Below are 20,251 nucleotides of genomic sequence, written 5' to 3' on the forward strand. Positions count from 1 at the left end.
CGTTCCCACACCACGACCCGGCATCTGACAACACGCCTGAGCAGAACCACAGTAAGTTTGCCCGAAGGCCCTCGCCAATGGGTCCGCTATCGTTTCAAAAGCTTTAAGCTGCCTTTGGTTTCCGAAAAACAGCTGCGAAAAATAATGAAATTTTTCCGGCCGTCGATCACCGGCCCTCACCGCTGCCGGCCGCATAGACGCGCTCGCCGCCCACCCAGGTCTCCACGACTCGGGTTTCGCGGATTTCCTCAGGGGTCGCCAGCAGCGGATCGCGGTCGATGATGACGAAATCGGCCCACTGGCCCTCCGCCAGCCGGCCGAAGCGCTCTTCGGCAAACCCGGCGTATGCGCCGCCCGTGGTATAGGCCGCCAGCGCCTGCTCGCGGCTGACCGCTTCCTGCGGAAACCACCCCCCGAACGGCTGCCCGTCGGCACCGCGGCGGGTGAAGGCGGCAGCCAGCCCGGCGAAAGGATCGGGCCGTTCGACCGGGGCGTCAGACCCGAACGCGAGCGGCGCGCCCGCCGCGGCGATGCTCTTCCACGCATAGGCCCCGGCAAGGCGCGGCGGATCGAGGCGCGCCTCGGCCATCGTGCGATCGGACGTCTGGTGGACCGGCTGCATCGAGGCGATCGTCCCATGCCTGCCGAAAGCCGGGATATCGGCCGGATCGACGATCTGGGCATGCTCGATTCGCCAGCGGCGGTCGCCTTCGTAGGTGTCGGACAACTCGTCGATCGCGCCGAGCACTTCGGCATTGGCGGCATCGCCGATCGCGTGGACGGCGATCTGGAACTTGTCGAGCGCGGCGCGGCTCATCAGGTTGCGCAGTTGCGAGCCGGTCAGCAGCGGAAGCCCGCGATTGCCGGGATCGTCGGCATAGGGTTGCTTGAGCCAGGCCCCGCGCGAGCCCAGCGCGCCGTCGAGGTAAATCTTGACCCCGTTCAGCCGTAGCTTGTCCCCATAGAGCCACGGCGAGGGGCCGGGACCGGCGATCAGTTCCATCGCGTCGTTGCCCGCGGCGTAGGCCATGATCCGGGTCTTGAGCGTTCCGCCGTCGCCCGCGCGGCGATACGATTGCCAGTCCTCGATCGTGGTCCCCATGTCGGCGACCGCAGTCACTCCGTTCGCGAGCAGGATGTCCTGCGCTTCCTGCAAGGCGAGATCGCGATCGGCGGGCCTGGGGGCGGGCACTTTCGCCGAAACCAGCCCGGTCGCGGCGTCGACCAGCACCCCGGCAGGCGCGCGTGAGCCGGCGACACGCTCGATCCGTCCGCCTGCCGGATCGGCGGTTGCGGCGGTCACGCCGGCCAGCCGCAGCGCCTCGCTGTTGGCCCAGCCTGCGTGCCCATCGACCCGCTCGAGCCAGACCGGCCGGTCGGCAACCGCGGCGTCGAGCTCCACGGCGGTCGGGAAGCGGCCGAGGCCCCAACGTTCCTGGTTCCATCCGCGGCCGATGATCCAGCGCCCGCCGGGGTTGGCGGCGGCGTATTCCGCGATCTTGGCCTGCGCTTCGGCGAGCGAGGTCGTATCCGACAGGTCGAGCGTGAGTGCGGCGAAGCCCAGCGCCATCACGTGGAGATGCGAATCGATCATGCCGGGGATGAGGAACCGGCCCTCGCCGTCGACTTGGAAATCGACGTCGCGCGGACGCTTGTCGCGGCGGTCGAGCACTTGCGCAATGCGCCCGTCGTCGCCGATCACGAGAGCGGTGAAGTTCTCGATCCCGCCGTCCTCGCCGATGGTGATGCCCTGGACGTTCTCGATCAGGGTGTCGGCCGCCGCCGTGCCGCTCCAACAGGCTGCGGCGAGGGCGAGGGTGGAGGCGGCAAGGCGGATCATCGGCGGTCCTTCGTACGACGTGCAGCGACGGCAGTTAGAGTCCAGACCGATAGCTGGCAATGGGCGGGCGAAGAGCCGTGTTTCCTGCCGCCGCCTTTTGCACTAGGGCGCATGGCCATGAACCAGACCCGAGCCGCCGCCGCGGAATCCGCCACGCAGAACCTGACCATCGACGATGTCCGCGCCGCCGCCAAGCGGATCGAGGGAGCGGTCGTGCGCACGCCGACGATGTACAGCAAGACGCTGTCGGAGATCGCCGGGGCGGATATCTGGCTCAAGTTCGAGAACCTCCAGTTCACTGCCGCCTACAAAGAACGCGGCGCACTCAATGCGCTGCTGCTGCTTTCGCCCGAGCAGCGCGAGCGCGGGGTCATCGCGGCGTCCGCGGGGAACCATTCGCAGGGGCTCAGCTATCACGGCACGCGGCTTGGCGTGCCGGTGACGATCGTGATGCCGCGTCCGACGCCGACGGTGAAGGTGATGCAGACCGAGAGCGTGGGCGGCAACGTGGTGCTGGAAGGCGAGACGTTCGACGAAGCCTACGCCCACGCGCGCAAGTTGGAGAAGGAACTGGGGCTGACGTTCGTCCACCCGTTCGATGATCCGCATGTCGCGGCGGGCGCGGGAACGACCGCGCTCGAGATGCTCGAGGACGCGCCGGAGATCGACTGCTTCGTCACGCCGATCGGCGGCGGCGGGCTGATCTCGGGCATGTCGACGGTGGCGCGCGCGCTCAAGCCCGACATTCAGGTCGTCGGCGTGCAGGCGGCGCTGTTCCCCTCGATGTACGCGAAAGTGAAGGGTGAGCAGCGCGATTGCGGCGGCGACACGCTGGCGGAGGGGATCGCGGTCAAGGCCCCGGGCGCGTTCACCTCGCAGGTGATCGCCGAGCGGGTCGACGACATCCTGTTGGTGAGCGAGGAATCGCTGGAGAAGGCCGTTTCGCTGCTGTTGCAGATCGAGAAGACCGTGGTCGAGGGCGCGGGTTCGGCCGGGCTTGCCGCGGTGCTCGAGCATCGCGAGCGGTTCGCCGGGCGCAAGATCGGACTGGTGCTGTGCGGCGGCAATATCGATACGCGCCTGCTCGCCAACGTCCTGCTGCGCGATCTCGCGCGCTCGGGCCGCCTCGCGCGGCTGCGGATCACTCTGCAGGATCGGCCCGGCGCGCTCTATCGCGTGATGCGCGAGTTCGAGGCGCACAACGTCAACATCATCGAGATCTATCACCAGCGGATCTTCACCAGCCTGCCGGCCAAGGGTCTGATCACCGACATCGAATGCGAGGCGCGCGACCGCGAGCAGATCGACGCGCTGGTCGAGGCGCTGCGGGGCAAGGGCTACTCGGTGAGCCAAGTCGAACTGGCCTGATTCATCATTCCTCAATCGTGCAAAGTAATCGGCGTTTAACCACGATACATGGTTAAGGGACTTTTACCGCGCGGCGCTTGTCGGCATAGTCGCAAGCAGTTTCGCAGCCGCGCCGATTCTGGCGCCAGAGAGGTAAACGCCCAGCCGTGACGGCACCCGTCCGCTTCCCCCGGTTCTTCGTGACCAGCCCCGCGCCTTGCCCCTACCTGCCCGGCCGCAGCGAACGGAAAGTGTTTACTGAGCTCAAGGGCGCGCACGCCGACCAGCTCAACGAGGCGCTCGGCCGGATCGGCTTCCGGCGCAGCCAGACGGTCGCCTATCGCCCGAGCTGCCTCGATTGCCAGGCCTGCGTGTCGGTGCGCGTCGTCGCCGGCGAGTTCGAACCATCGTCGACCCAGCGCCGCATCATCCGCCGCAACGAGGATCTCGTCGCCACCGAATGCCGGCCCTGGGCGACCGAGGAACAGTTCGAGCTGCTACAGCGCTATCTCGGCGTGCGGCACCCCGGCGGCGGTATGGCGTCGATGGACGAACTCGACTTTGCAGATATGGTGGAACACACCCCCGTAACCAGCTATGTGGTTGAATATCGGGAGCCCACCGACGGCTTGAGGCAGGGTCGCCTCGTCGGAGCATGCCTGACCGACCGCCAAGGCGACGGGCTGTCGATGATCTACAGTTTCTACGACCCGGAGCACGAGGCGCGGTCTGGACTTGGCACCTACATCATCCTCGACCACATCCGGCGCGTCGCGGCGGAAGGGCTGCCCTACGTCTATCTCGGCTATTGGGTCGAGGGATCGCCGCGCATGCAATACAAGATCCGCTTCCGCCCCATGGAGCGGCTCGGCCGGGACGGATGGCACCGCATCGGGCGGAGCGAGCAGGACGCGCTTATCGCCGGTGCCGTCGCCCGAAAGCGCACCGCCGATGCCGACGGACGCCCGGCCAAAGACGGCACCGCCAGCCAGTACCGCCTCGTCGAATAGGCCGACAGCAAGGCTGACGTTGGCGCTCGCCGCGCTGGCGCTTTCCGCATCGCCGCAGGCGCTCGCCGCGCAGGACCAGCCGGCGGAACAGAGTCTCGAGGATCTGATCCCCGATGCCGCGGTCGAAAATCCCGAAAGCTGGGCCCAGCAGGGTGTCGAGCCCGCAGCGCGCGATGCCGCCGACCAGATTGCGGACATCGACCTCGACGCTCGGCTACCGGACGACCCCGCGATCACCGTGCCCTGGCCCGACGAGCTCGAGATCGCCGAACCCGAGCCGCTTCCACGCGAGGAAGGCATCGAATTCGCCGAGTTCGAGGACGAAGACGACCCCGCCGATGCGCTGGCGGATGCAGCGGTCGTCACGCTCGGCCCGGAACTGTCGCTCGGCTTTCCGGACGACGAAGAGAGCTTCCCGATGCGCGAGGAGTTCGCCGAACGCTTCGAATCGCTGTCCACGATCGAAGAACTTCAGGATGCGGACGACGACGACAGCATCGCGCAGCTCGCCGCGCGGGCGCGGCAGGACGAGGAACTGCTGGGCGAGCTTCTCCGGGTCTATGGTTACTACGACGCGCAGGTGATCCGCACCGTGGGCGGGATCAGGCCTCGCCGTGACGACGCGCAACGCAGCCCCAACGTGCGTTTCGATATCCTGCCGGGGCCGCGCTACGCCTTCGGAGCGATCGATCTCGCGCGGTTGAGCGAAGCGCGCGATTACGACAGTCTGCGCGCGGCGTTCGAGATCCAGCCGGGCGATCCGCTGTCGAGCGACGCGATCGTGCAGGAACAGTTCGATCTCGATCTGGCGCTGGGGGAAACCGGCTATCCCTTCGCCGAGATCGACGAACCCGAGCTGCTGATCGATCACGCGCGCGCCGAGGGCGATCTGACGCTGCCGGTGCGGCCGAACGGCAAGTACGCTTTCGGCGAGATCGTCAGCTCCATGCCCGATTTCCTCTCGAGCGAGCATCTGCAGACGATCGCGCGGTTCGATCCGGGCGATGTTTACAAGCGCAGCCTCGAGCTCGACCTGCGCCGCGCGATCATCGCCACCGGGCTCGTTTCCTCGGTCACGATCACCCGGCGCAATGCCGCGCCGCCCACCGGGGAGGAACTGGGCGAGGTGGCGCTCGACGTCGACATGACCAAGGCCCGGCTGCGCACGATCGCCGGCGCGATCGGCTACGGTTCGGAAGAGGGCTTCCGCGTCGAGGCGAGCTGGGAGCATCGCAACCTGTTCCCACCCGAAGGCGCGCTGCGCGTGCGCGCGATCGCCGGGACGCAGGAACAGCTCGCCGGGATCACCTTCCGCCGCAACAATTTTGGCGGGCGCGACCGCGTGCTCAACCTCGATGCCTACGCCAGCACCATCGACAGCCCGGCGTTCGACGCGCAGACCGCGGCTTTCGTCGCCACCTTCGAGCGCTCGTCCACCCTGCTGTTCCAGAAGCCGATCAGCTGGAGCATCGGCTTCGAAGCCGTGGCGACGCGCGAGCGTCCGCCGGTGACCGACGATTCGCCGCCGCAGCCGCGCGAAACCTATTTCATCGGCGCGATCCCCGGCTACGTGCAGCTCGACACCACGAACGATCTGCTCGATCCGACCGAGGGTTTCCGGGTTTCCGCGCGACTTTCGCCCGAGGTTTCGCGCAACAACGGCCGGCAGAGCGTCTACCTGCGCAGCCAGTTCGATGCGAGTTACTACCAGCAGGTCAGCGAACAGGTCGTCGTGGCCGGGCGCGCACGGTTCGGCACAATCCCGGGCACCGCGATCGACAACATCGCGCCCTCGCGGCGGTTCTACGGCGGCGGGGGCGGATCGGTGCGCGGCTACGGCTATCGCATGATCGGCCCACGCGACGAGAACGGCGATCCGACCGGTGGCCGCTCGCTGGCCGAAGTCGCGCTGGAGGCGCGGATCAGGACCGGCTTCTTCGACGGCGCGCTCTCGGTCGTGCCGTTCATCGACGCGGGCACGGTGAGCACGAGCACGACGCCGGATTTCGAGACCTTCCGGGTCGGCGCCGGCCTCGGCGTGCGTTACCAGACGGGCTTCGGCCCGATCCGCATCGACGTGGGCGCGCCGCTCAATCCCGGGCCGGACGACAGCCCGGTCGCGGTGTACGTCTCGCTCGGGCAGGCCTTCTGATGGCGGACGGCGAGGTGATCGTGCACCCGGGCGAAGGTGACAGCGGGGGCGAACCGGCACCGCGCCGCCGCTCGCGGCTCGGGCGTGCGGGGCGCTGGCTGATCGGCGGGATCGTCGGGCTGGTGGCGGTCGTCCTGATCGCGCTCGCCGTGCTCAACAGCCCGATCGGGCAGCGCTTCATCGCCGACCAGATCGCCAAGGCCGCGCCCGCTTCCGGCCTGCGCATCGCGATCGGGCGGATCGAAGGCGACATCTACGGGCAGGCGACGCTGCACGATATCGTGCTGTCCGACCCGCAGGGGGCGTTCCTGACCGTGCCGGTCGCCGAGCTCGACTGGCGCCCGCTCAACTGGCTGTGGAGCGGCCTCGACGTGCGCAATCTCGTTGCCCGACGCGGGACGCTGCTGCGCACCCCCGAACTGCTGCCCGGCGATCCCGACGCGCCGATCCTGCCCGATTTCGACATTCGCGTGGACCGCTTCCAGCTCGACAACTTCCGCGTCGCGCGCGGCGTGGTCGACGATCGCGCGCATCGCGTCGATCTCGCGGCCAGGGCCGACATCCGCGACGGACGGGTGTTCCTGAATGCCGACGGCACGCTCGGCGCGCGCGACCGGTTGCACCTGCTGGTCGACGCCGAGCCCGACGGCGACCGCTTCGATATCGATCTCGACTACCTCGCCCCCACCGAAGGCGTGATCGCCGGGCTGGTCGGGGCCGACGCCGGATACCGCGCGCTGATCAAGGGCCAAGGCACCTGGAGCGACTGGCGCGGGGCGCTGCTCGTCCAGCGCGAAGGCGAACGCTTCGCCGCCTTCCGCCTGACCAACCGCGCGGGCCGCTACGGCGTGGTCGGCCAGGCTGCTCCCGCCCCCGCGCTCTCGGGGCAACTGGCCGAGACGTTCGCCGGGCCGATCTCGCTTGCCGCATTCGGCACGCTGGAGAACAGCGTGCTCGCCGGCGAACTGGCCCTGCGCTCCGACGCGATGGCGGCGGATGCCGATGGCGCGGTCGATCTCGCGGGCAACGTGTTCGACGATCTCGACCTCGACCTGCGGGTGGCGCGGTTCGGCTTCGGGCCGGACATCCGCATCGAAGGCGCGCGCATGCTCGCCTCGCTCGACGGCGCTTTCCGCGATCTCACCATCGGCCACCGGCTGGTCATGGACCGCTTCGCCAGCGGCTCGACCGAAGTGCGTGGGCTGGTCCAGGAGGGAACCGCGACTTACGATGGCTCGCGCTGGACGCTGCCGCTCGACACGCGCGTGCAACAGGTCGTGGCGGGCAACGACCTGCTCGATCCGCGGCTGGTGCGTGGGCGGCTGGCGGGCGAGGTGACCTACACCGGCACGCGCGTTGCGGCGGACGATCTGCGGCTCGTCTTTCCCGATGCCAGCGCGCGCTTCTCGCTGCGCGGCGAGACGCGCACCGGCGCTTATGCGCTCGCCGGGCCGATCACCATGCGCGGCCTGCAGCTCGAGAACATCGGCACCGTCAACGGCAACGCCAAGATCCTGTTCAAGATCGCGAACGGCGTGCCGTGGTCGCTGCGCGCCAACTTCGCCGGGCGCATCCCGGAAGTCACCAACGCCACGCTGGCCAATGTTGCCGGCCCTTCGATCGCGTTCCGTGGCGGGATCGGGCTGGGCGGGGCGAACCCGATCGTGTTCCGCGAGGTCGTGCTCGATTCGCAGAAGCTCGAACTGCGGCTCGACGGGCAGGTGCGCGGCGGGGAGACGAGCATCGCCGGGCGCGGCTCGCACACCGAATACGGTCCGTTCACGGTCGAGGCTGCGCTGGACGGCGAAGGGCCGCGCGCGGAACTGGTCTTCGCCAGCCCGCTGCCCGCCGCCGGGCTGGAGGACGTGCGCGTCGCGATCGCGCCGATCGAGGACGGGTTCCGCATCGATACCGAGGGCGGCTCGATGCTCGGCCCGTTCGATGGCGTGCTCGATCTCTACCTGCCCGCCGACGGGCCGGCCCGGATCGCGGTCGAGCGGCTCGACGTGTGGGAGACGAGCGTGCGCGGCGACCTGCTGCTCGGCGACGGCGGGGTGACGGGCGATCTCGCGCTGGCCGGGGGCGGGCTCGACGGCACGATCGCATTTTCGCCACGCGGCGGCGGGCAGGCGTTCGACGTGAATCTCGATGCCGATGACGCGCGGTTCGGCGGCGAGACGCGGATCGCGATCGGCCGCGCGCGGATCGAAGCCAGCGGTCTGCTGGCCGAGGGCAACACCACGATCGAAGGCAGCGTGTCGGCGCAGGGCGTGCAATACGGCACGCTGTTCCTCGGCCGCCTCGCCGCCAACGCGCAACTGCGCAACGGCGAGGGCGAAGTGTCCGCCGAGCTCTCCGGGCGCCGGGGCAGCCGCTTCAACATGCAACTCGCCGCGCAGGTCGCGCCGCAACGGATCGCGGTCGCCGCACGGGGCGATTTCGCGGGCCGGCGCATCCGCATGCCGCGCCGCGCAGTGCTGCTGGCTCAGGACGGCGGTGGCTGGGCGCTCCAGCCCACCCAGCTCAGCTACGGCCGCGGCATTCTCGTCGCGCAAGGGCGCTTTGGCGGCGACGGGCCGACCTCGGCGCAGATCCAGCTTGCAAGGATGCCGCTGTCGCTGGTCGACGTCGCGGTGTCCGACATGGGGCTGGGCGGCACGATTTCCGGCGTGGTCGACTTCAGCACCGGCGGCAGCGGCCTGCCCACCGGCAATGTCCGGGTGCAGGTCGACGGGCTGACCCGTTCGGGCCTGGTGCTGTCCTCGTCCCCCGTCGATCTCTCGCTGGTCGCGCGGCTGAGCGAGGACCGGCTGGAAACGCGCGCGGTGATCGATCAGGGCGCGGCGCGGCGTGGGCGGCTGCAGGGCCGCATCTCGGGCCTGCCGCAGACGGGCGCGCTGTCCGACCGGCTGCGCGCGGGCAGCCTCGCCGCGCAGCTGCGCTATTCGGGGCCGGCAGATGCGCTGTGGCGGCTTGCCGGGATCGACACCTTCGATCTCACGGGTCCGATGCGACTGTCCGCCAACGTCACCGGCACGCTCGCCGAGCCGCAAGTGCGCGGGTCGATGGCGAGCGACGACCTGAGGGTGCAGAGCGGGCTTTCGGGCACCGATATCGCCGGGGTCTCGGTGCGCGGCGACTTCTCGGGCTCGCGCCTGCGGCTGACGCGGTTCAGCGGCACGACGCCGAATGGCGGTACGGTGACGGGCAGCGGCATGGTGACGCTGCGCGATCTCGGCCAGCGGGGGCCGCAGATCGATATCCGCGCCGCGGCCAGCAACGCGCGGCTGCTCAATGCCAACGGCCTGTCGGCGACAGTCACCGGGCCGCTGCGGATCGTCTCCAACGGCGTTGGCGGCACGATCGCCGGGCGGCTGCTGGTCAACCGCGCGAGTTGGACGCTCGGCTCCGCCGCCGCCGCGCAGGACCTGCCGCGGATCAACACGCGCGAAATCAACGCGCCGGCCGATATCGCCCCGGCCGCCGCCGCCAGCGCGCCGTGGCGCTACCTGATCGACGCCCGCGCGCCGAGCCGGATCGACGTCGACGGCATGGGCCTCGACAGCGAATGGCGCGCCAACGTTCGCGTGCGCGGGACGACCGCCGATCCCCGCGTGGGCGGATCGGCGCAGGTCGTACGCGGCGACTACACCTTCGCGGGCACGACCTTCGAACTCACCCGCGGACAGATCGAGTTCGACGAAAGCGGCCCGATCGATCCGCGGCTCGACATTCGCGCCGAGACCGAGCGCGACGGGCTGAGCGTCATCGTGCTGGTCCAGGGCAATGCGATGCAGCCCGAGATCACCTTCAACTCCTCGCCCGCGCTGCCCGAGGAGGAAATCCTCGCTCGGCTGCTGTTCGGCGGCTCGATCACCGGGCTTTCGGCGACCGACGCGCTGCAACTGGGCGCCGCGGTCGCGAGCCTGCGCGGCGGGGGCGGGATGGACCCGATCAACCAGCTTCGCACCGCGATCGGCCTCGACCGCCTGCGCCTCGTCGGGCCCGACCCGGCGCTCGACCGCGGCACCGCGGTGGCCGTGGGCAAGAACTTCGGCCGCCGGTTCTATGCCGAGATCATCACCGATGGGCAGGGCTACAGCGCGACCGAGGTCGAGTTCCGCGTCACGTCGTGGCTCTCGCTGCTGGCCAGTGTCTCGACCATCGGCCGCGAAAGCGTGCGGGCAGAGGTGAGCCGCGACTACTGATCGGGCGCGCCGTACAGGTAGAGTTGCGCCTCCGCCGCGCGCCGCCGCGTAAGCCCGCGCATCACCCGCCCGCCTGCGCGGTTCCAGCGCGCGAACTCCGCCGCTGCTGCGTTGTAGTCGCCCGCAACGTGCCGCCGGGTCAGCGTGGCGCGCGCGATCGCGCCGGTGTTGTAGTGGAAGCTGACCAGCGCATCGAACTGCCTCCGGGTGGTCGGCGCATCGCCAAGCGCGGCCGCCACGTCCGCCGCATAGCGTTCCAGATCGCGCGCCAGCCGGGCATCGCATTCGGCCTGCGTCCACACGGTGCCGGGGCCGATGCCCGGCCCGGTCGCGCCCCAACCGATGGTCCATGGCGCACCGCCGGTGCCGGGGTCGGCATAGGCCTCGACCAGCCCGTCTCCCCGCTGCCGTTCACAACCTTCGAAGCTCTTGATGATCGCGATGCCCTCGGGGCCGATCGTATGCCCGCCGGCGAGACATGGACCACATGTTACACTGTCCTGGGAGAAAAAATCCGTCCTCGTATTAGGCTCGCCGGAAGACCCGATGGCCCGGTCGATGGCGGCGTCGAGGCTGTCGACCTCGGCTTGCCGGAACCCCCGCCCGAGCATCCGCCGGACCGCGTCGAAAATCGTCTTGCGCTGCATGGTGTCACCTCGTCGAAATGGGAATCGAGGTGAACCAAGTAGGCGGTACCGTGCCGTGTAGGAAAATGGTTTTTCGGGAGCGCGCCGCACAGCAGGCGGACCAAAGGCTGTAAAGAACTCTTGACTGACAAAAACTCTTTACAGTAAAGAGCTCTTTACACGGCGTAGGAGCTTTCGGTGCGCAATCTGGTCAGGGACCATCGCGAGCGGCACGGCTGGAGCCAGGGCGAGCTTGCCCGGCGGCTCGGCGTGTCGCGGCAGACGGTCAATGCGATCGAGACCGACAAGTACGACCCCTCGCTGCCGCTGGCGCTGCGCATGGCGAAGCTGTTCGCCGTGGCCGTGCCCGACCTGTTCATCGACGACTGGGAGCCCGAGCAATGACCCCCGCACACTCTTCCCCGCCCGAAAAGCCGCTGTTGAAAAGGCTGGCGCTGCCCGTGATCGCGGGTGGGTTGTCGGGCTTCGCCGCAACGCTGCTATTCCTGAACCTCACCGATGCCGGCGGCGGGGCGGGGCTGGAGCCGTCGCGCGAGATCGCAGGGCTGGTGGGTATTCTCTATGCGATCGTCGCCCTCGCCATCGCGGTCGGGATCGCCAGCCCTTCGTTCGGCGCGCGGTTCCTCAATGTCGAGGATGCCGACGAATTGCGCGAACAGCGCCGCTCGCTCGGCTACAGCATGGTCGGCATGGCGTTGCTCGGCGGGGCGCTGTTCCTGCTCGCGTTCGTGGAGCCGGGCGGGCCGATCGGCGGAACCGTCGGCGCGGCGGGTGCGATCGGGCTGGTGATCGCGGCGGTCGTGCTCACCCGGCTGCAGGCGCGCCATGTCGACGAATTCCAGCGCGCGCTCTCGCGCGAGGCTTCGGCCAGCGCGCTCTACCTGCTGTTCGTGTTCGGCGGCGGCTGGGCGCTGCTCGCGCATTGCGGGCTGGCGGCGGCGCCCGCCCCGCTCGACTGGCTGACGATGTTCGCCGCCGCGCTGGTGGTCGGCTGCGTGTGGCAGGCGGCGCGGCGGGGCCTGCTGACGCGCGGGCCGCGATAACCGCCAAAAGAACAGGGGCGCCCGGATCGCTCCGGACGCCCCCCTCGGTGAACGCGTTACGCGCTCAAGCAGCGCAGCGTTAGCGCGGCAAATTCCGCGCTCAAACAGCGCAGCGTTAGCGCAGAAAACTACGCGCTGTAGTACATGTCGAACTCGGCGGGGCAGGGGGTGGTCTCGACGCGCAGGACCTCCTCCCACTTGAGTTCGGCATAGGCGTCGATCTGGTCCTTGGTGAACACGTCGCCCTTCAGCAGGAACTCGTGGTCGGCCTCGAGCGCTTCCAGCGCCTCGCGCAGGCTGCCGCACACGGTCGGCACGTCGGCCAGTTCGGCGGGCGGCAGGTCGTAGAGGTTCTTGTCCATCGCCTCGCCCGGGTGGATCTTGTTCTGGATGCCGTCGATGCCCGCCATCAGCAGCGCGGCATAGGCGAGGTAGGGGTTGGCCATCGCGTCGGGGAAGCGGAATTCCACCCGCTTGGCCTTGTCGCCCGCACCGTAGGGAATGCGGCACGAGGCCGAGCGGTTGCGCGCCGAATAGGCGAGCAGCACCGGCGCCTCGAAGCCCGGCACCAGCCGCTTGTAGCTGTTGGTGGTCGGGTTGGTGAAGGCGTTCAGCGCCTTGGCGTGCTTGATGACCCCGCCGATGTAGTAGAGGCAGGTGTCGCTGAGGCCCGCGTAGCCGTTGCCCGCGAAAGTCGGCTTGCCGCCGTCCCAGATCGACATGTGGGTGTGCATGCCCGATCCGTTGTCGGCCTTGATCGGCTTGGGCATGAAGGTCGCCGTCTTGCCGTAGGCGTGGGCGACCTGGTGCACGACGTACTTGTAGATCTGCATCTCGTCGGCGGTCTTGACCAGCGTCGAGAAGGTCAGGCCCAGTTCGTGCTGCGCGGCGGCGACCTCGTGGTGGTGCTTGTCGCAGTTCAAACCCATCTCGATCATCGTCGAGACCATCTCGCCGCGGATGTCGACCGCGCTGTCGACCGGGGCGACGGGAAAATAGCCGCCCTTGGCGCGCGGCCGGTGGGCGAGGTTGCCCGCTTCGTATTCGCGGCCCGAGTTGGTCGGCAGTTCGATGTCGTCGAGCGAATAGCCCGATCCGGCGTAGCCGTCCTCGAACCGCACGTCGTCGAACATGAAGAACTCGGCTTCGGGGCCGACGTAGATCGTGTCGCCGATGCCGGTGGACTTGAGGAAGTTTTCCGCGCGCTTGGCGGTGGTGCGCGGGTCGCGCGCGTACCAGTCGCCGGTCGAGGGCTCGACGATGTCGCAGAACAGGATCATCATCGGCGTGGCGCTGAACGGATCGATGTAGGTCCGCTCGAGATCCGGCTTGAGGATCATGTCGCTCTCGTTGATGACCTTCCACCCGGCGATCGACGATCCGTCGAACATCAGGCCGTCCTCGAGCTCGTCCTCGCCCAGGATGCCGGCGGTCATCGTCAGGTGCTGCCACTTGCCCTTGGGGTCGGTGAAGCGCAGGTCGACCCACTCGATTTCCTGTTCCTCGATCTGCTTGAGGACATCTTTGGCCTTGGACATGTGGTTTCCTCTTGGTTGCCCTTATGGGGCGTTGAAATCGTACAATTCAGATGGCGTCGTCGTCGCGCTCGCCGGTGCGGATGCGCAGCGCGGAATCGATGGTGGAGACGAAGATCTTGCCGTCGCCGATGCGGCCCGTCTGCGCGGCGGCGGCGATCGCTTCGACCACGCGTTCCGCGATCTGGTCGCCGACGACGACCTCCAGCTTCACCTTGGGCAGGAAATCGACCACGTATTCGGCGCCGCGGTAGAGCTCGGTATGGCCCTTCTGGCGGCCGAAGCCCTTCGCTTCGGTCACGGTGATCCCCGAAACGCCGACTTCGTGCAGCGCCTCCTTCACCTCGTCGAGCTTGAAGGGTTTGATGATCGCTTCGATCTTTTTCATGCAGCCTTTCGATCCCCGCGCAATATATCGGCCGAGCGAAGGCTCCCACCCCCGCGCGCCCGACTCATCGCTTACGCATGCGGGTAAATCAAGAACCGTGCCAAAGGCGGGGCAGGGCGAGGCAGGCGCGAAGCGAGGCTCCGGCAGGCGATATCTGCCCAATCGGAATCCAGCGACTGCCTATTTATTGGGCAGAGAGGCGCAGTCCCGCGGTTTCGTCCAGCCCGCACATCAGGTTCAGCGATTGCACCGCAGCGCCGCTCGCGCCCTTGCCGAGATTGTCGAGCAGCGCGACGAGGCGGGCGTTCCAGCCGCCATCGTTGCCGAAGACGTGCAGCACCATGCCATCGCCTGCCGCGCCGTCACGGCGGAGGAGCAGTTCGCCCGGCGTATCGCCGTCCGCCACGGTGACGACGGGCGAGCCGGCGTAGAAGCTCGTCAGCGCGTCCCGCAGCGCATCGGCGGTCGGCTCGGTGCGCATCGCGCCCAGATGCAGCGGAACCTCGACCGTCATGCCGCGATAGGCGGGGACGACAGCGGGCGCGAAGATCACGCCGTGGGTCAAGCCCGCATGCAGCTTCATCTCCGGCTGGTGCTTGTGCGAAAGATCGAAGCCGTAGCCGCGCCAGGCGATGCCGCCATCGTGCTCGAACCGGTCGATCAATGCGTTGCCGCCGCCCGAATAGCCGCTGACGGCGTTGACGGTGAACGGCCAGTCGGCGGGCAACAGCCCGGCGCGCACCAGCGGCGCGACGAGCGCGAGGAAGCCGGTGGGATAGCAGCCGGGATTGCTGATCCGTGTGGCGTTCGCGACCGCGTCACGGCTGACGAGCTCGGGAAAGCCGTAGGTCCAGCCCTCCGCCGTGCGATGCGCGCTCGAAGCGTCGATCACGCGCGTGCAGCCGGCCGCGTCGATCATCGCCACCGCTTCGCGCGCCGCATCGTCGGGCAGGCACAGGATCGCGACGTCGGCATCGTTGAGCGCCGCGCGCCGCGCACCGGCATCCTTGCGCTGCGCCTCTTCCAGCACCAGCAGCTCGAATTCGGGGCGATCCTGCAGGCGGCTGACGATCTCGAGCCCGGTCGTGCCCGCCGCCCCATCGATGAAGACGCGGGTGGTCACGGGATCAGCAGTGCGGTGCGCAAGTAGCCGCTGGGCCCTTCCGGCCCGCAGCTCGCCCAGCACCAGTCGCCGGCATAGTCGAGCGCCTCGACCGGGGTTCCGGCCGCGAGGTCGATCACCGAGCCGGCGTCGTCGCGCGGGATCTGATGAAGCGTCGCGCCGGCCAGCCCGATGGTGCGCGGCTGGGGCACGACGTAGTGCGCGGCGAGATAGCGGCCCGCGAGCGCGATATGCGCCAGATCGCCGCGCAGCGGCAGCGTGCCGGGCGCCACGCGCGCGACGGGGCCCGTGAGGCCGATCGGCCCTTCGGGCAGATGGTACTGAACTTGCGCCGTCACGTTTATCTCGAAAACCTCGGTCTCTGGCTGGCGCGCCGCTTACCGCGCGCGGGCGCGGCGGGCAAGCGGGCCGCGCGGCTCGTCACCGGTTGCCGTAGCGTTCGCGCAACATGTGCCACGCCGCGCGCAGGCCATAGGCCTCGCCGCCCTTGGGCCGGCCGGGCTTGGGGAAAGGGCGCCAGGCGAACGTGTCGAAGTGCGCCCAGTCGATGCCTTCACCGACGAACTTGTCGAGGAACAGCCCGGCGACGCTGGCGCCCGCGAAGGCGTTGGCATGCGCGTTGCCGGTGTCGGCGATGTCGGACTTGAGCCATTCGACGTAAGCTTCTGGCAGGGGCAGGCGCCACGGCTCGTCGGCATGCGCCTTGCCCGCCGCGATCAGCGCGGCGGCGGTTTCGTCGCGCCGGGTCATCAGCGCCGGGTATTCGGGGCCGAGCGCGACGCGCGCCGCGCCGGTCAGCGTGGCGAAATCGATCACGAGGTCGGGCTTCTGCTCGCTCGCCAGCGCCAGCGCGTCGCCGAGGATCAGCCGCCCTTCGGCGTCGGTGTTGCCGATCTCCACCGTCAACCCCTTGCGGCTGCGCAGAACGTCGCCGGGACGGAAGGAATCGCCCGAGATCGCGTTCTCCACCGCGGGCACGATCAGGTGCAGCCGCACCGGCAGTCCCGCGCCCATGACCAGGCCGGCCAGCGCGATCGCGTGCGCTGCACCGCCCATGTCCTTCTTCATCAGGAGCATGCCGGCGGAACTCTTCACGTCGAGCCCGCCCGAATCGAAGCACACGCCCTTGCCGACCAGCGCGAGCACGGGATCGCCTTCCTTGCCCCAGGTCAGATGCATCAGGCGCGGCGCGTGCTGGCGCGCGGCGGCGCGGCCGACCGCGTGGACCATCGGGAAGCCCTGCTCCAACGCATCGCCACGGACGGTCGAAAGTTGCGCGCCGTGCGCCTTGGCCAGCGTCTCGAACTCGGCCTCGATCGCGGCGGGGCCCATGTCCTCGGCAGGGGTGTTGACCAGATCGCGCACCAGCGCGACGGCGCGTGCCTCCGCCAGCGCGGGCTCGATCGCCTTGACCGATTTCGTCAGCAAAACCCGCGGGCCGGTGAGCTCGTCGTCCTTGCGGTAGCGATCGAAGCGGTATTGCGCGAGCAGCCAGCCGTGCAGCGCCGCGCCCGGCTCACCCTCGGCCAGCCGATAGGTTCCCTCGGGCAATGCCTCGGCCAGCCGGGCCAGGCACCAGCTCGACAGGTTCGCCGGATCGGCCACGCCGCCCGCCGCGAACCAGCCATCGCCGTCCGGCACGATCGCGACCTGTTGCGGCGCGCCTTCGAATTTCTGCGCCGCCAATGCGGCCCGCTGGCCGGCGGACCGCGCCTTGGACCAGTCGGCGAACCGGTCCTTGGTCACGAGATGGATGGGAACCGCGTCCTGTCCGCGATCGTCTTGGATGATGTTCGTATCGGGTATCATGCCCGGCCCGATAGCGCCTTTTGCGGGAGAAAATCCAATGCCGTTTCGCACATTCGCCGCCATCGCCCCGCTCGCGCTCGGCCTCGCGGCCTGTTCGTCCGCCGACGAAGTGAGCGGCGAACCGGCCGTGCAGGAAACCGATGCGGCCGGCAGCACCGCGACCGCGCAGGCCGCGGCGGGCAAGGCGAAGGCGGTGGAGGAGGAGACCGACCTCTACAGCTTCGCTTACGCTTACCCGGCAGCGGTCGGCGCATTGCCTGAACTGGCAGCGCAGTTCGACAAGGATGTCGAGGATTCCAAGGCGAAGCTGATCGCCGAGTCGGAAGATGACAAAGCGAGCGCGGCGGAGAACGATTATCCTTACCGTCCGCACAGCTTCGAGCGCGAATGGAAGGTGGTCGCCAACCTGCCGCAATATCTGAGCCTGACCGGCGATTTCTCCACCTACACCGGCGGCGCGCACGGAATGTATGGCCGCGAATCGCTGATCTGGGACAAGCAGGCTGACGCAGGTGTGGCCGGGATCGAGATGTTCCGCTCCGCCGCCGCGCTCGACAGTGCGCTGGGCGACAAGCTGTGCGACGCGCTCAACGCCGAGCGCGGGAAACGCCGGGGCGAACCGGTGACGCCTGCCACCGACGACCCGACCGGTTTCGAGAGCTGCCAGCCGGTGGAGAACGCGACCGTGATCGTGGGTTCGTCCAACGGCCAGGCGTTCGACCGGATCGGCATCTGGTACGGCCCTTATGTCGCCGGGCCTTATGCGGAAGGCAGCTTCGAGCTGAATTTCCCGGTCGATGCCGCGATCGTCGAGGCGGTGAAGCCCGAATACCGCGAGGCTTTCGCCGCGCGCCGCTGACGGCTCGCAATTTGCCGCAGCCGTCGTTATATCGCGCGGCATGACCGAATATCAGACGATCGACAGCCGCGACACGGCGGTGCGCGACGGCTCTATCAAGCTGCACGACGCGGCGGGGTTCGACGGCATGCGCCGCGCGGGCCGCCTCGCCGCCAGCATCCTCGACGCCATCGTGCCGCTGATGCAGCCCGGCATCTCGACCGCGGAGATCGACGACAAGGTGCGCGAACTCACGCTGGCGGGCGGCGCGGTACCGGCGACGATGGGCTATCGCGGCTACGCGCATTCGTGCTGCATCTCGATCAACCATGTCGTGTGCCACGGCATCCCGAGCGAGAAGACGCTGAAGGACGGCGACATCGTCAACGTCGACGTGACGCCGCTGCTCGACGGCTGGCATGGCGACACCAGCCGCATGTACCTGATCGGCGACGTGGCGCTGAAGGCGAAGCGGCTGGTTGAGGTGACCCACGAGTGCCTGATGATCGGGATCGAAAAGGCGCAGCCGGGCGCGCGGCTGGGCGATATCGGCTCCGCGATCGAGGCGCATGCGCGCCAGCACCGTTATGGCGTGGTGCGCGAATTCTGCGGCCACGGGCTCGGCCGCCTGTTCCACGACGCGCCCGAGGTGGTCCACGCCGCGAGGGCCGGAACTGGCCCGGAACTGCGCCCCGGCATGTTCTTCACCATCGAGCCGATGATCAACCTCGGCAAGCCATGGGTGAAGCTGCTCAAGGACGGCTGGACCGCGGTGACGCGCGACAAGAGCCTGTCGGCACAGTTCGAACACTCGATCGGCATCACCGAAACCGGGAACGAGATCTTCACGCTGAGCGAGAAGGGCCTCCACAAGCCGCCTTACTGATCCTCCTCCGACGGGGGAGGGGGACCGCGACGCCGCAGGCGTCGGGGTGGAGGGGCACGCGCTCCTGTTCGGGACGGCTAATGTTCGGAGTGCGGCAGGTGCCCCTCCACCATGCTGCGCATGGTCCCCCTTCCCGTGCCGGGGAGGATTTATCCCTCCCGCGCGGCTCGCAATGCCGCTCCGGCCGCGAATGGCGTCATCGCGACCAGCGTCAGGCTGATCGCCGCCGTAAAAGCGAGGCCGCTGGCGTCGGGACGGGCGAGGGTGCCCGCGCCGAAGATCAGGATCGGCACCGAAAGCGGGATCAGCAGCAGCCCGGCCAGTGCCGCGCCCGTGCGGAGGCTGGCGGTCAGCGCGGCAATGAGCAGGCCGATCGCGGCGAGGCCGGGGGTGCCTGCGAGCAGGCCGAGCAGCACCGTGCGCAGCGTTTCTCCGCTCAGCCCGAGCAGCGCGGCGGCGGGCAGGGTGGCGAGCAGCAGCAGCGGGGCGAAGGCCAGCCAGTGCGCGAGCAGCCGCACCGCCATCGCCAGTTCCTCCGACACGCCGCGCAGGGCGAGCTGGTCGAACGTGCCCTGCTCCAGATCGGGCGCGACCAGCCGGTCGAGCGGGAGGATCGCGGCGAGCAGCGCGGCGATCCAGATCACCCCGCCGCCGGTCTTCGCCAGCAGCGGTGCGTCGGGCCCGACCGCGAACGGGTAGAGCATCGCCACCGCGAGGAAGAACAGCAGCGGCAGCATCGCGCCACCGCGTCGCCCTCCCGGCAACAGCAGCGCGAGATCGCGCGCGAGCAAGCGGGCGATCACGCGGCGAACCCGGCCAGATCGAGCCGCACGGCATCGCCGAGCGCGATCGGCTGGTGCGAGGCGACGACACACAGCCCGCCACCCGCGCGTTGCTCGGCGATCAGCGCCTCGACCAATTCGACACCTGCGATGTCGAGCCCGTTGAGCGGTTCGTCGAGCAGCCACACCGGCGCGCCTTGCGCCAGCAGGCGGGCGAGCGCGGCGCGCCTGGTCTGCCCGGTCGAAAGATAGCGCACCGGTACGTCGAGAAGACCGGCGAGGCCGAGGCGATCGGCGTGGTCCGCCACCCGTGCGCCATCGAGCCCGGCCCAGAACGCCAGCGCGTGGCCCAGCGGCAATTGCGGATCGAGCGCGTGACGTTCGTCCAGCAGCGCGATCGCGCCGCCGCGCTCGACTGATCCGGCGAAGGGCCGCAGCAGCCCGGCGAAAATGCGGATCAGGCTCGTCTTGCCGATCCCGTTCGCGCCGGCGACGTGGCACGCCGCGCCCGGCGCGAGCGACAGCGAGACGCCGCGGAACAGCACCCGGTCGCCGCGCCGGCAGGCAAGGTCGGTCGCGGCGAGGTACGCTTGCATGGGGCGGCGGGTTAGGCGAAAGCCATCCGCCTAACAAGGAGACACAA

Annotated in this window: 17 protein-coding genes; 8 read left to right on the plus strand and 9 right to left on the minus strand. The window is 69.0% G+C overall.

The window, feature by feature from the left end; all coding sequences use genetic code 11:
* Nucleotides 1-166: 166 nt before the first annotated feature.
* Nucleotides 167-1,840 (minus strand): amidohydrolase, encoded by a 1,674-nt coding sequence (locus ACE3QC_RS13615; RefSeq protein ID WP_374409136.1) that lies wholly within the window; start codon nt 1,838-1,840, stop codon nt 167-169.
* A gap of 117 nt (nt 1,841-1,957) precedes the next feature.
* On the opposite strand from ACE3QC_RS13615, the gene ACE3QC_RS13620 reads away from it, so the two are divergent.
* The 4 genes from ACE3QC_RS13620 (at nt 1,958) to ACE3QC_RS13635 (ending at nt 10,557) form a co-directional block, all read left to right on the plus strand.
* Nucleotides 1,958-3,208: a threonine ammonia-lyase gene (locus tag ACE3QC_RS13620; RefSeq protein WP_374409138.1), complete on the plus strand. Its 1,251-nt coding sequence runs from the start codon at nt 1,958-1,960 to the stop codon at nt 3,206-3,208.
* A gap of 146 nt (nt 3,209-3,354) precedes the next feature.
* Nucleotides 3,355-4,197, plus strand: coding sequence for an arginyltransferase (locus ACE3QC_RS13625; protein ID WP_374409140.1), 843 nt, complete (start codon nt 3,355-3,357; stop codon nt 4,195-4,197).
* Nucleotides 4,198-4,216: 19 nt separating this feature from the next.
* The gene (locus ACE3QC_RS13630) at nt 4,217-6,349 is read left to right on the plus strand and encodes an autotransporter assembly complex family protein (protein ID WP_374409142.1); all 2,133 of its coding nucleotides are present in this window, start codon (nt 4,217-4,219) and stop codon (nt 6,347-6,349) included.
* Complete coding sequence (locus tag ACE3QC_RS13635) at nt 6,349-10,557, plus strand: translocation/assembly module TamB domain-containing protein (RefSeq protein WP_374409144.1); 4,209 nt, start codon at nt 6,349-6,351, stop codon at nt 10,555-10,557. The genes ACE3QC_RS13630 and ACE3QC_RS13635 overlap by 1 nt, the downstream gene beginning before the upstream one ends.
* On the opposite strand, the gene ACE3QC_RS13640 is transcribed toward ACE3QC_RS13635, so the two are convergent.
* The gene (locus ACE3QC_RS13640) at nt 10,551-11,204 is read right to left on the minus strand and encodes a lysozyme (RefSeq protein ID WP_374409146.1); all 654 of its coding nucleotides are present in this window, start codon (nt 11,202-11,204) and stop codon (nt 10,551-10,553) included. The two genes, ACE3QC_RS13635 and ACE3QC_RS13640, sit on opposite strands and share 7 nt — an antisense overlap.
* Nucleotides 11,205-11,381: 177 nt before the next feature.
* Here ACE3QC_RS13640 and ACE3QC_RS13645 point away from each other — a divergent pair, with 177 nt between their 5' ends.
* On the plus strand, nt 11,382-11,588 hold the full coding sequence (locus tag ACE3QC_RS13645) for a helix-turn-helix transcriptional regulator (protein ID WP_374409148.1): 207 nt from the start codon (nt 11,382-11,384) through the stop codon (nt 11,586-11,588).
* A gap of 35 nt (nt 11,589-11,623) precedes the next feature.
* Complete coding sequence (locus tag ACE3QC_RS13650; RefSeq protein ID WP_374409150.1) at nt 11,624-12,247, plus strand: hypothetical protein; 624 nt, start codon at nt 11,624-11,626, stop codon at nt 12,245-12,247.
* Nucleotides 12,248-12,375: 128 nt separating this feature from the next.
* Here ACE3QC_RS13650 and glnA read toward each other — a convergent pair whose 3' ends face one another.
* From glnA to ACE3QC_RS13675, 5 genes are all read right to left on the minus strand, one after another.
* Nucleotides 12,376-13,785, minus strand: coding sequence for a type I glutamate--ammonia ligase (gene glnA / locus ACE3QC_RS13655; RefSeq protein ID WP_374409152.1), 1,410 nt, complete (start codon nt 13,783-13,785; stop codon nt 12,376-12,378).
* 46 nt (nt 13,786-13,831) lie between these two features.
* Nucleotides 13,832-14,170, minus strand: a complete 339-nt coding sequence (locus ACE3QC_RS13660) for a P-II family nitrogen regulator (RefSeq protein WP_374409154.1) — start codon at nt 14,168-14,170, stop codon at nt 13,832-13,834.
* A gap of 184 nt (nt 14,171-14,354) precedes the next feature.
* The gene (gene argC / locus ACE3QC_RS13665; RefSeq protein WP_374409156.1) at nt 14,355-15,293 is read right to left on the minus strand and encodes an N-acetyl-gamma-glutamyl-phosphate reductase; all 939 of its coding nucleotides are present in this window, start codon (nt 15,291-15,293) and stop codon (nt 14,355-14,357) included.
* The gene (locus tag ACE3QC_RS13670; protein WP_374409158.1) at nt 15,290-15,631 is read right to left on the minus strand and encodes a hypothetical protein; all 342 of its coding nucleotides are present in this window, start codon (nt 15,629-15,631) and stop codon (nt 15,290-15,292) included. The genes argC and ACE3QC_RS13670 overlap by 4 nt, the downstream gene beginning before the upstream one ends.
* 82 nt (nt 15,632-15,713) lie before the next feature.
* Nucleotides 15,714-17,102 carry a M17 family metallopeptidase gene (locus ACE3QC_RS13675; protein ID WP_374409160.1) on the minus strand — a complete coding sequence of 463 codons (1,389 nt, stop codon included), beginning with the start codon at nt 17,100-17,102 and terminating at the stop codon, nt 15,714-15,716.
* Between the two features lie 37 nt (nt 17,103-17,139).
* On the opposite strand from ACE3QC_RS13675, the gene ACE3QC_RS13680 reads away from it, so the two are divergent.
* Together ACE3QC_RS13680 and map are read left to right on the plus strand one after the other, a co-directional pair.
* Entirely contained in the window at nt 17,140-17,961 is an 822-nt protein-coding gene (locus ACE3QC_RS13680; protein WP_374409162.1) for a DUF4163 domain-containing protein, read from the plus strand.
* Nucleotides 17,962-18,001: 40 nt separating this feature from the next.
* On the plus strand, nt 18,002-18,826 hold the full coding sequence (map, locus tag ACE3QC_RS13685) for a type I methionyl aminopeptidase (RefSeq protein WP_374409163.1): 825 nt from the start codon (nt 18,002-18,004) through the stop codon (nt 18,824-18,826).
* Nucleotides 18,827-18,975: 149 nt separating this feature from the next.
* On the opposite strand, the gene ACE3QC_RS13690 is transcribed toward map, so the two are convergent.
* A complete protein-coding gene (locus ACE3QC_RS13690) occupies nt 18,976-19,629 on the minus strand; it encodes a heme exporter protein CcmB (RefSeq protein WP_374409165.1) in 654 nt (217 codons plus the stop codon).
* Nucleotides 19,626-20,204: a heme ABC exporter ATP-binding protein CcmA gene (gene ccmA, locus ACE3QC_RS13695; RefSeq protein WP_374409167.1), complete on the minus strand. Its 579-nt coding sequence runs from the start codon at nt 20,202-20,204 to the stop codon at nt 19,626-19,628. Before ccmA ends, ACE3QC_RS13690 begins: the two co-directional genes overlap by 4 nt.
* Nucleotides 20,205-20,251 lie beyond the last annotated feature (47 nt).

The sequence above is a fragment of the Pelagerythrobacter sp. genome, from assembly GCF_041912895.1.
In the GTDB taxonomy this organism is placed as follows: Bacteria; Pseudomonadota; Alphaproteobacteria; order Sphingomonadales; family Sphingomonadaceae; genus Pelagerythrobacter.

Excerpts from the sequence above, each read along its gene's own strand:
- ACE3QC_RS13615 (WP_374409136.1), bottom strand. The coding sequence starts at position 1,840 with ATGATCCGCCTTGCCGCCTCCACCCTCGCCCTCGCCGCAGCCTGTTGG.
- ACE3QC_RS13620 (WP_374409138.1), top strand. The coding sequence starts at position 1,958 with ATGAACCAGACCCGAGCCGCCGCCGCGGAATCCGCCACGCAGAACCTG.
- ACE3QC_RS13635 (WP_374409144.1), top strand. The coding sequence starts at position 6,349 with ATGGCGGACGGCGAGGTGATCGTGCACCCGGGCGAAGGTGACAGCGGG.
- ACE3QC_RS13640 (WP_374409146.1), bottom strand. The coding sequence starts at position 11,204 with ATGCAGCGCAAGACGATTTTCGACGCGGTCCGGCGGATGCTCGGGCGG.
- glnA (WP_374409152.1), bottom strand. The coding sequence starts at position 13,785 with ATGTCCAAGGCCAAAGATGTCCTCAAGCAGATCGAGGAACAGGAAATC.
- ACE3QC_RS13660 (WP_374409154.1), bottom strand. The coding sequence starts at position 14,170 with ATGAAAAAGATCGAAGCGATCATCAAACCCTTCAAGCTCGACGAGGTG.
- ACE3QC_RS13675 (WP_374409160.1), bottom strand. The coding sequence starts at position 17,102 with ATGATACCCGATACGAACATCATCCAAGACGATCGCGGACAGGACGCG.
- ACE3QC_RS13680 (WP_374409162.1), top strand. The coding sequence starts at position 17,140 with ATGCCGTTTCGCACATTCGCCGCCATCGCCCCGCTCGCGCTCGGCCTC.
- map (WP_374409163.1), top strand. The coding sequence starts at position 18,002 with ATGACCGAATATCAGACGATCGACAGCCGCGACACGGCGGTGCGCGAC.
- ccmA (WP_374409167.1), bottom strand. The coding sequence starts at position 20,204 with ATGCAAGCGTACCTCGCCGCGACCGACCTTGCCTGCCGGCGCGGCGAC.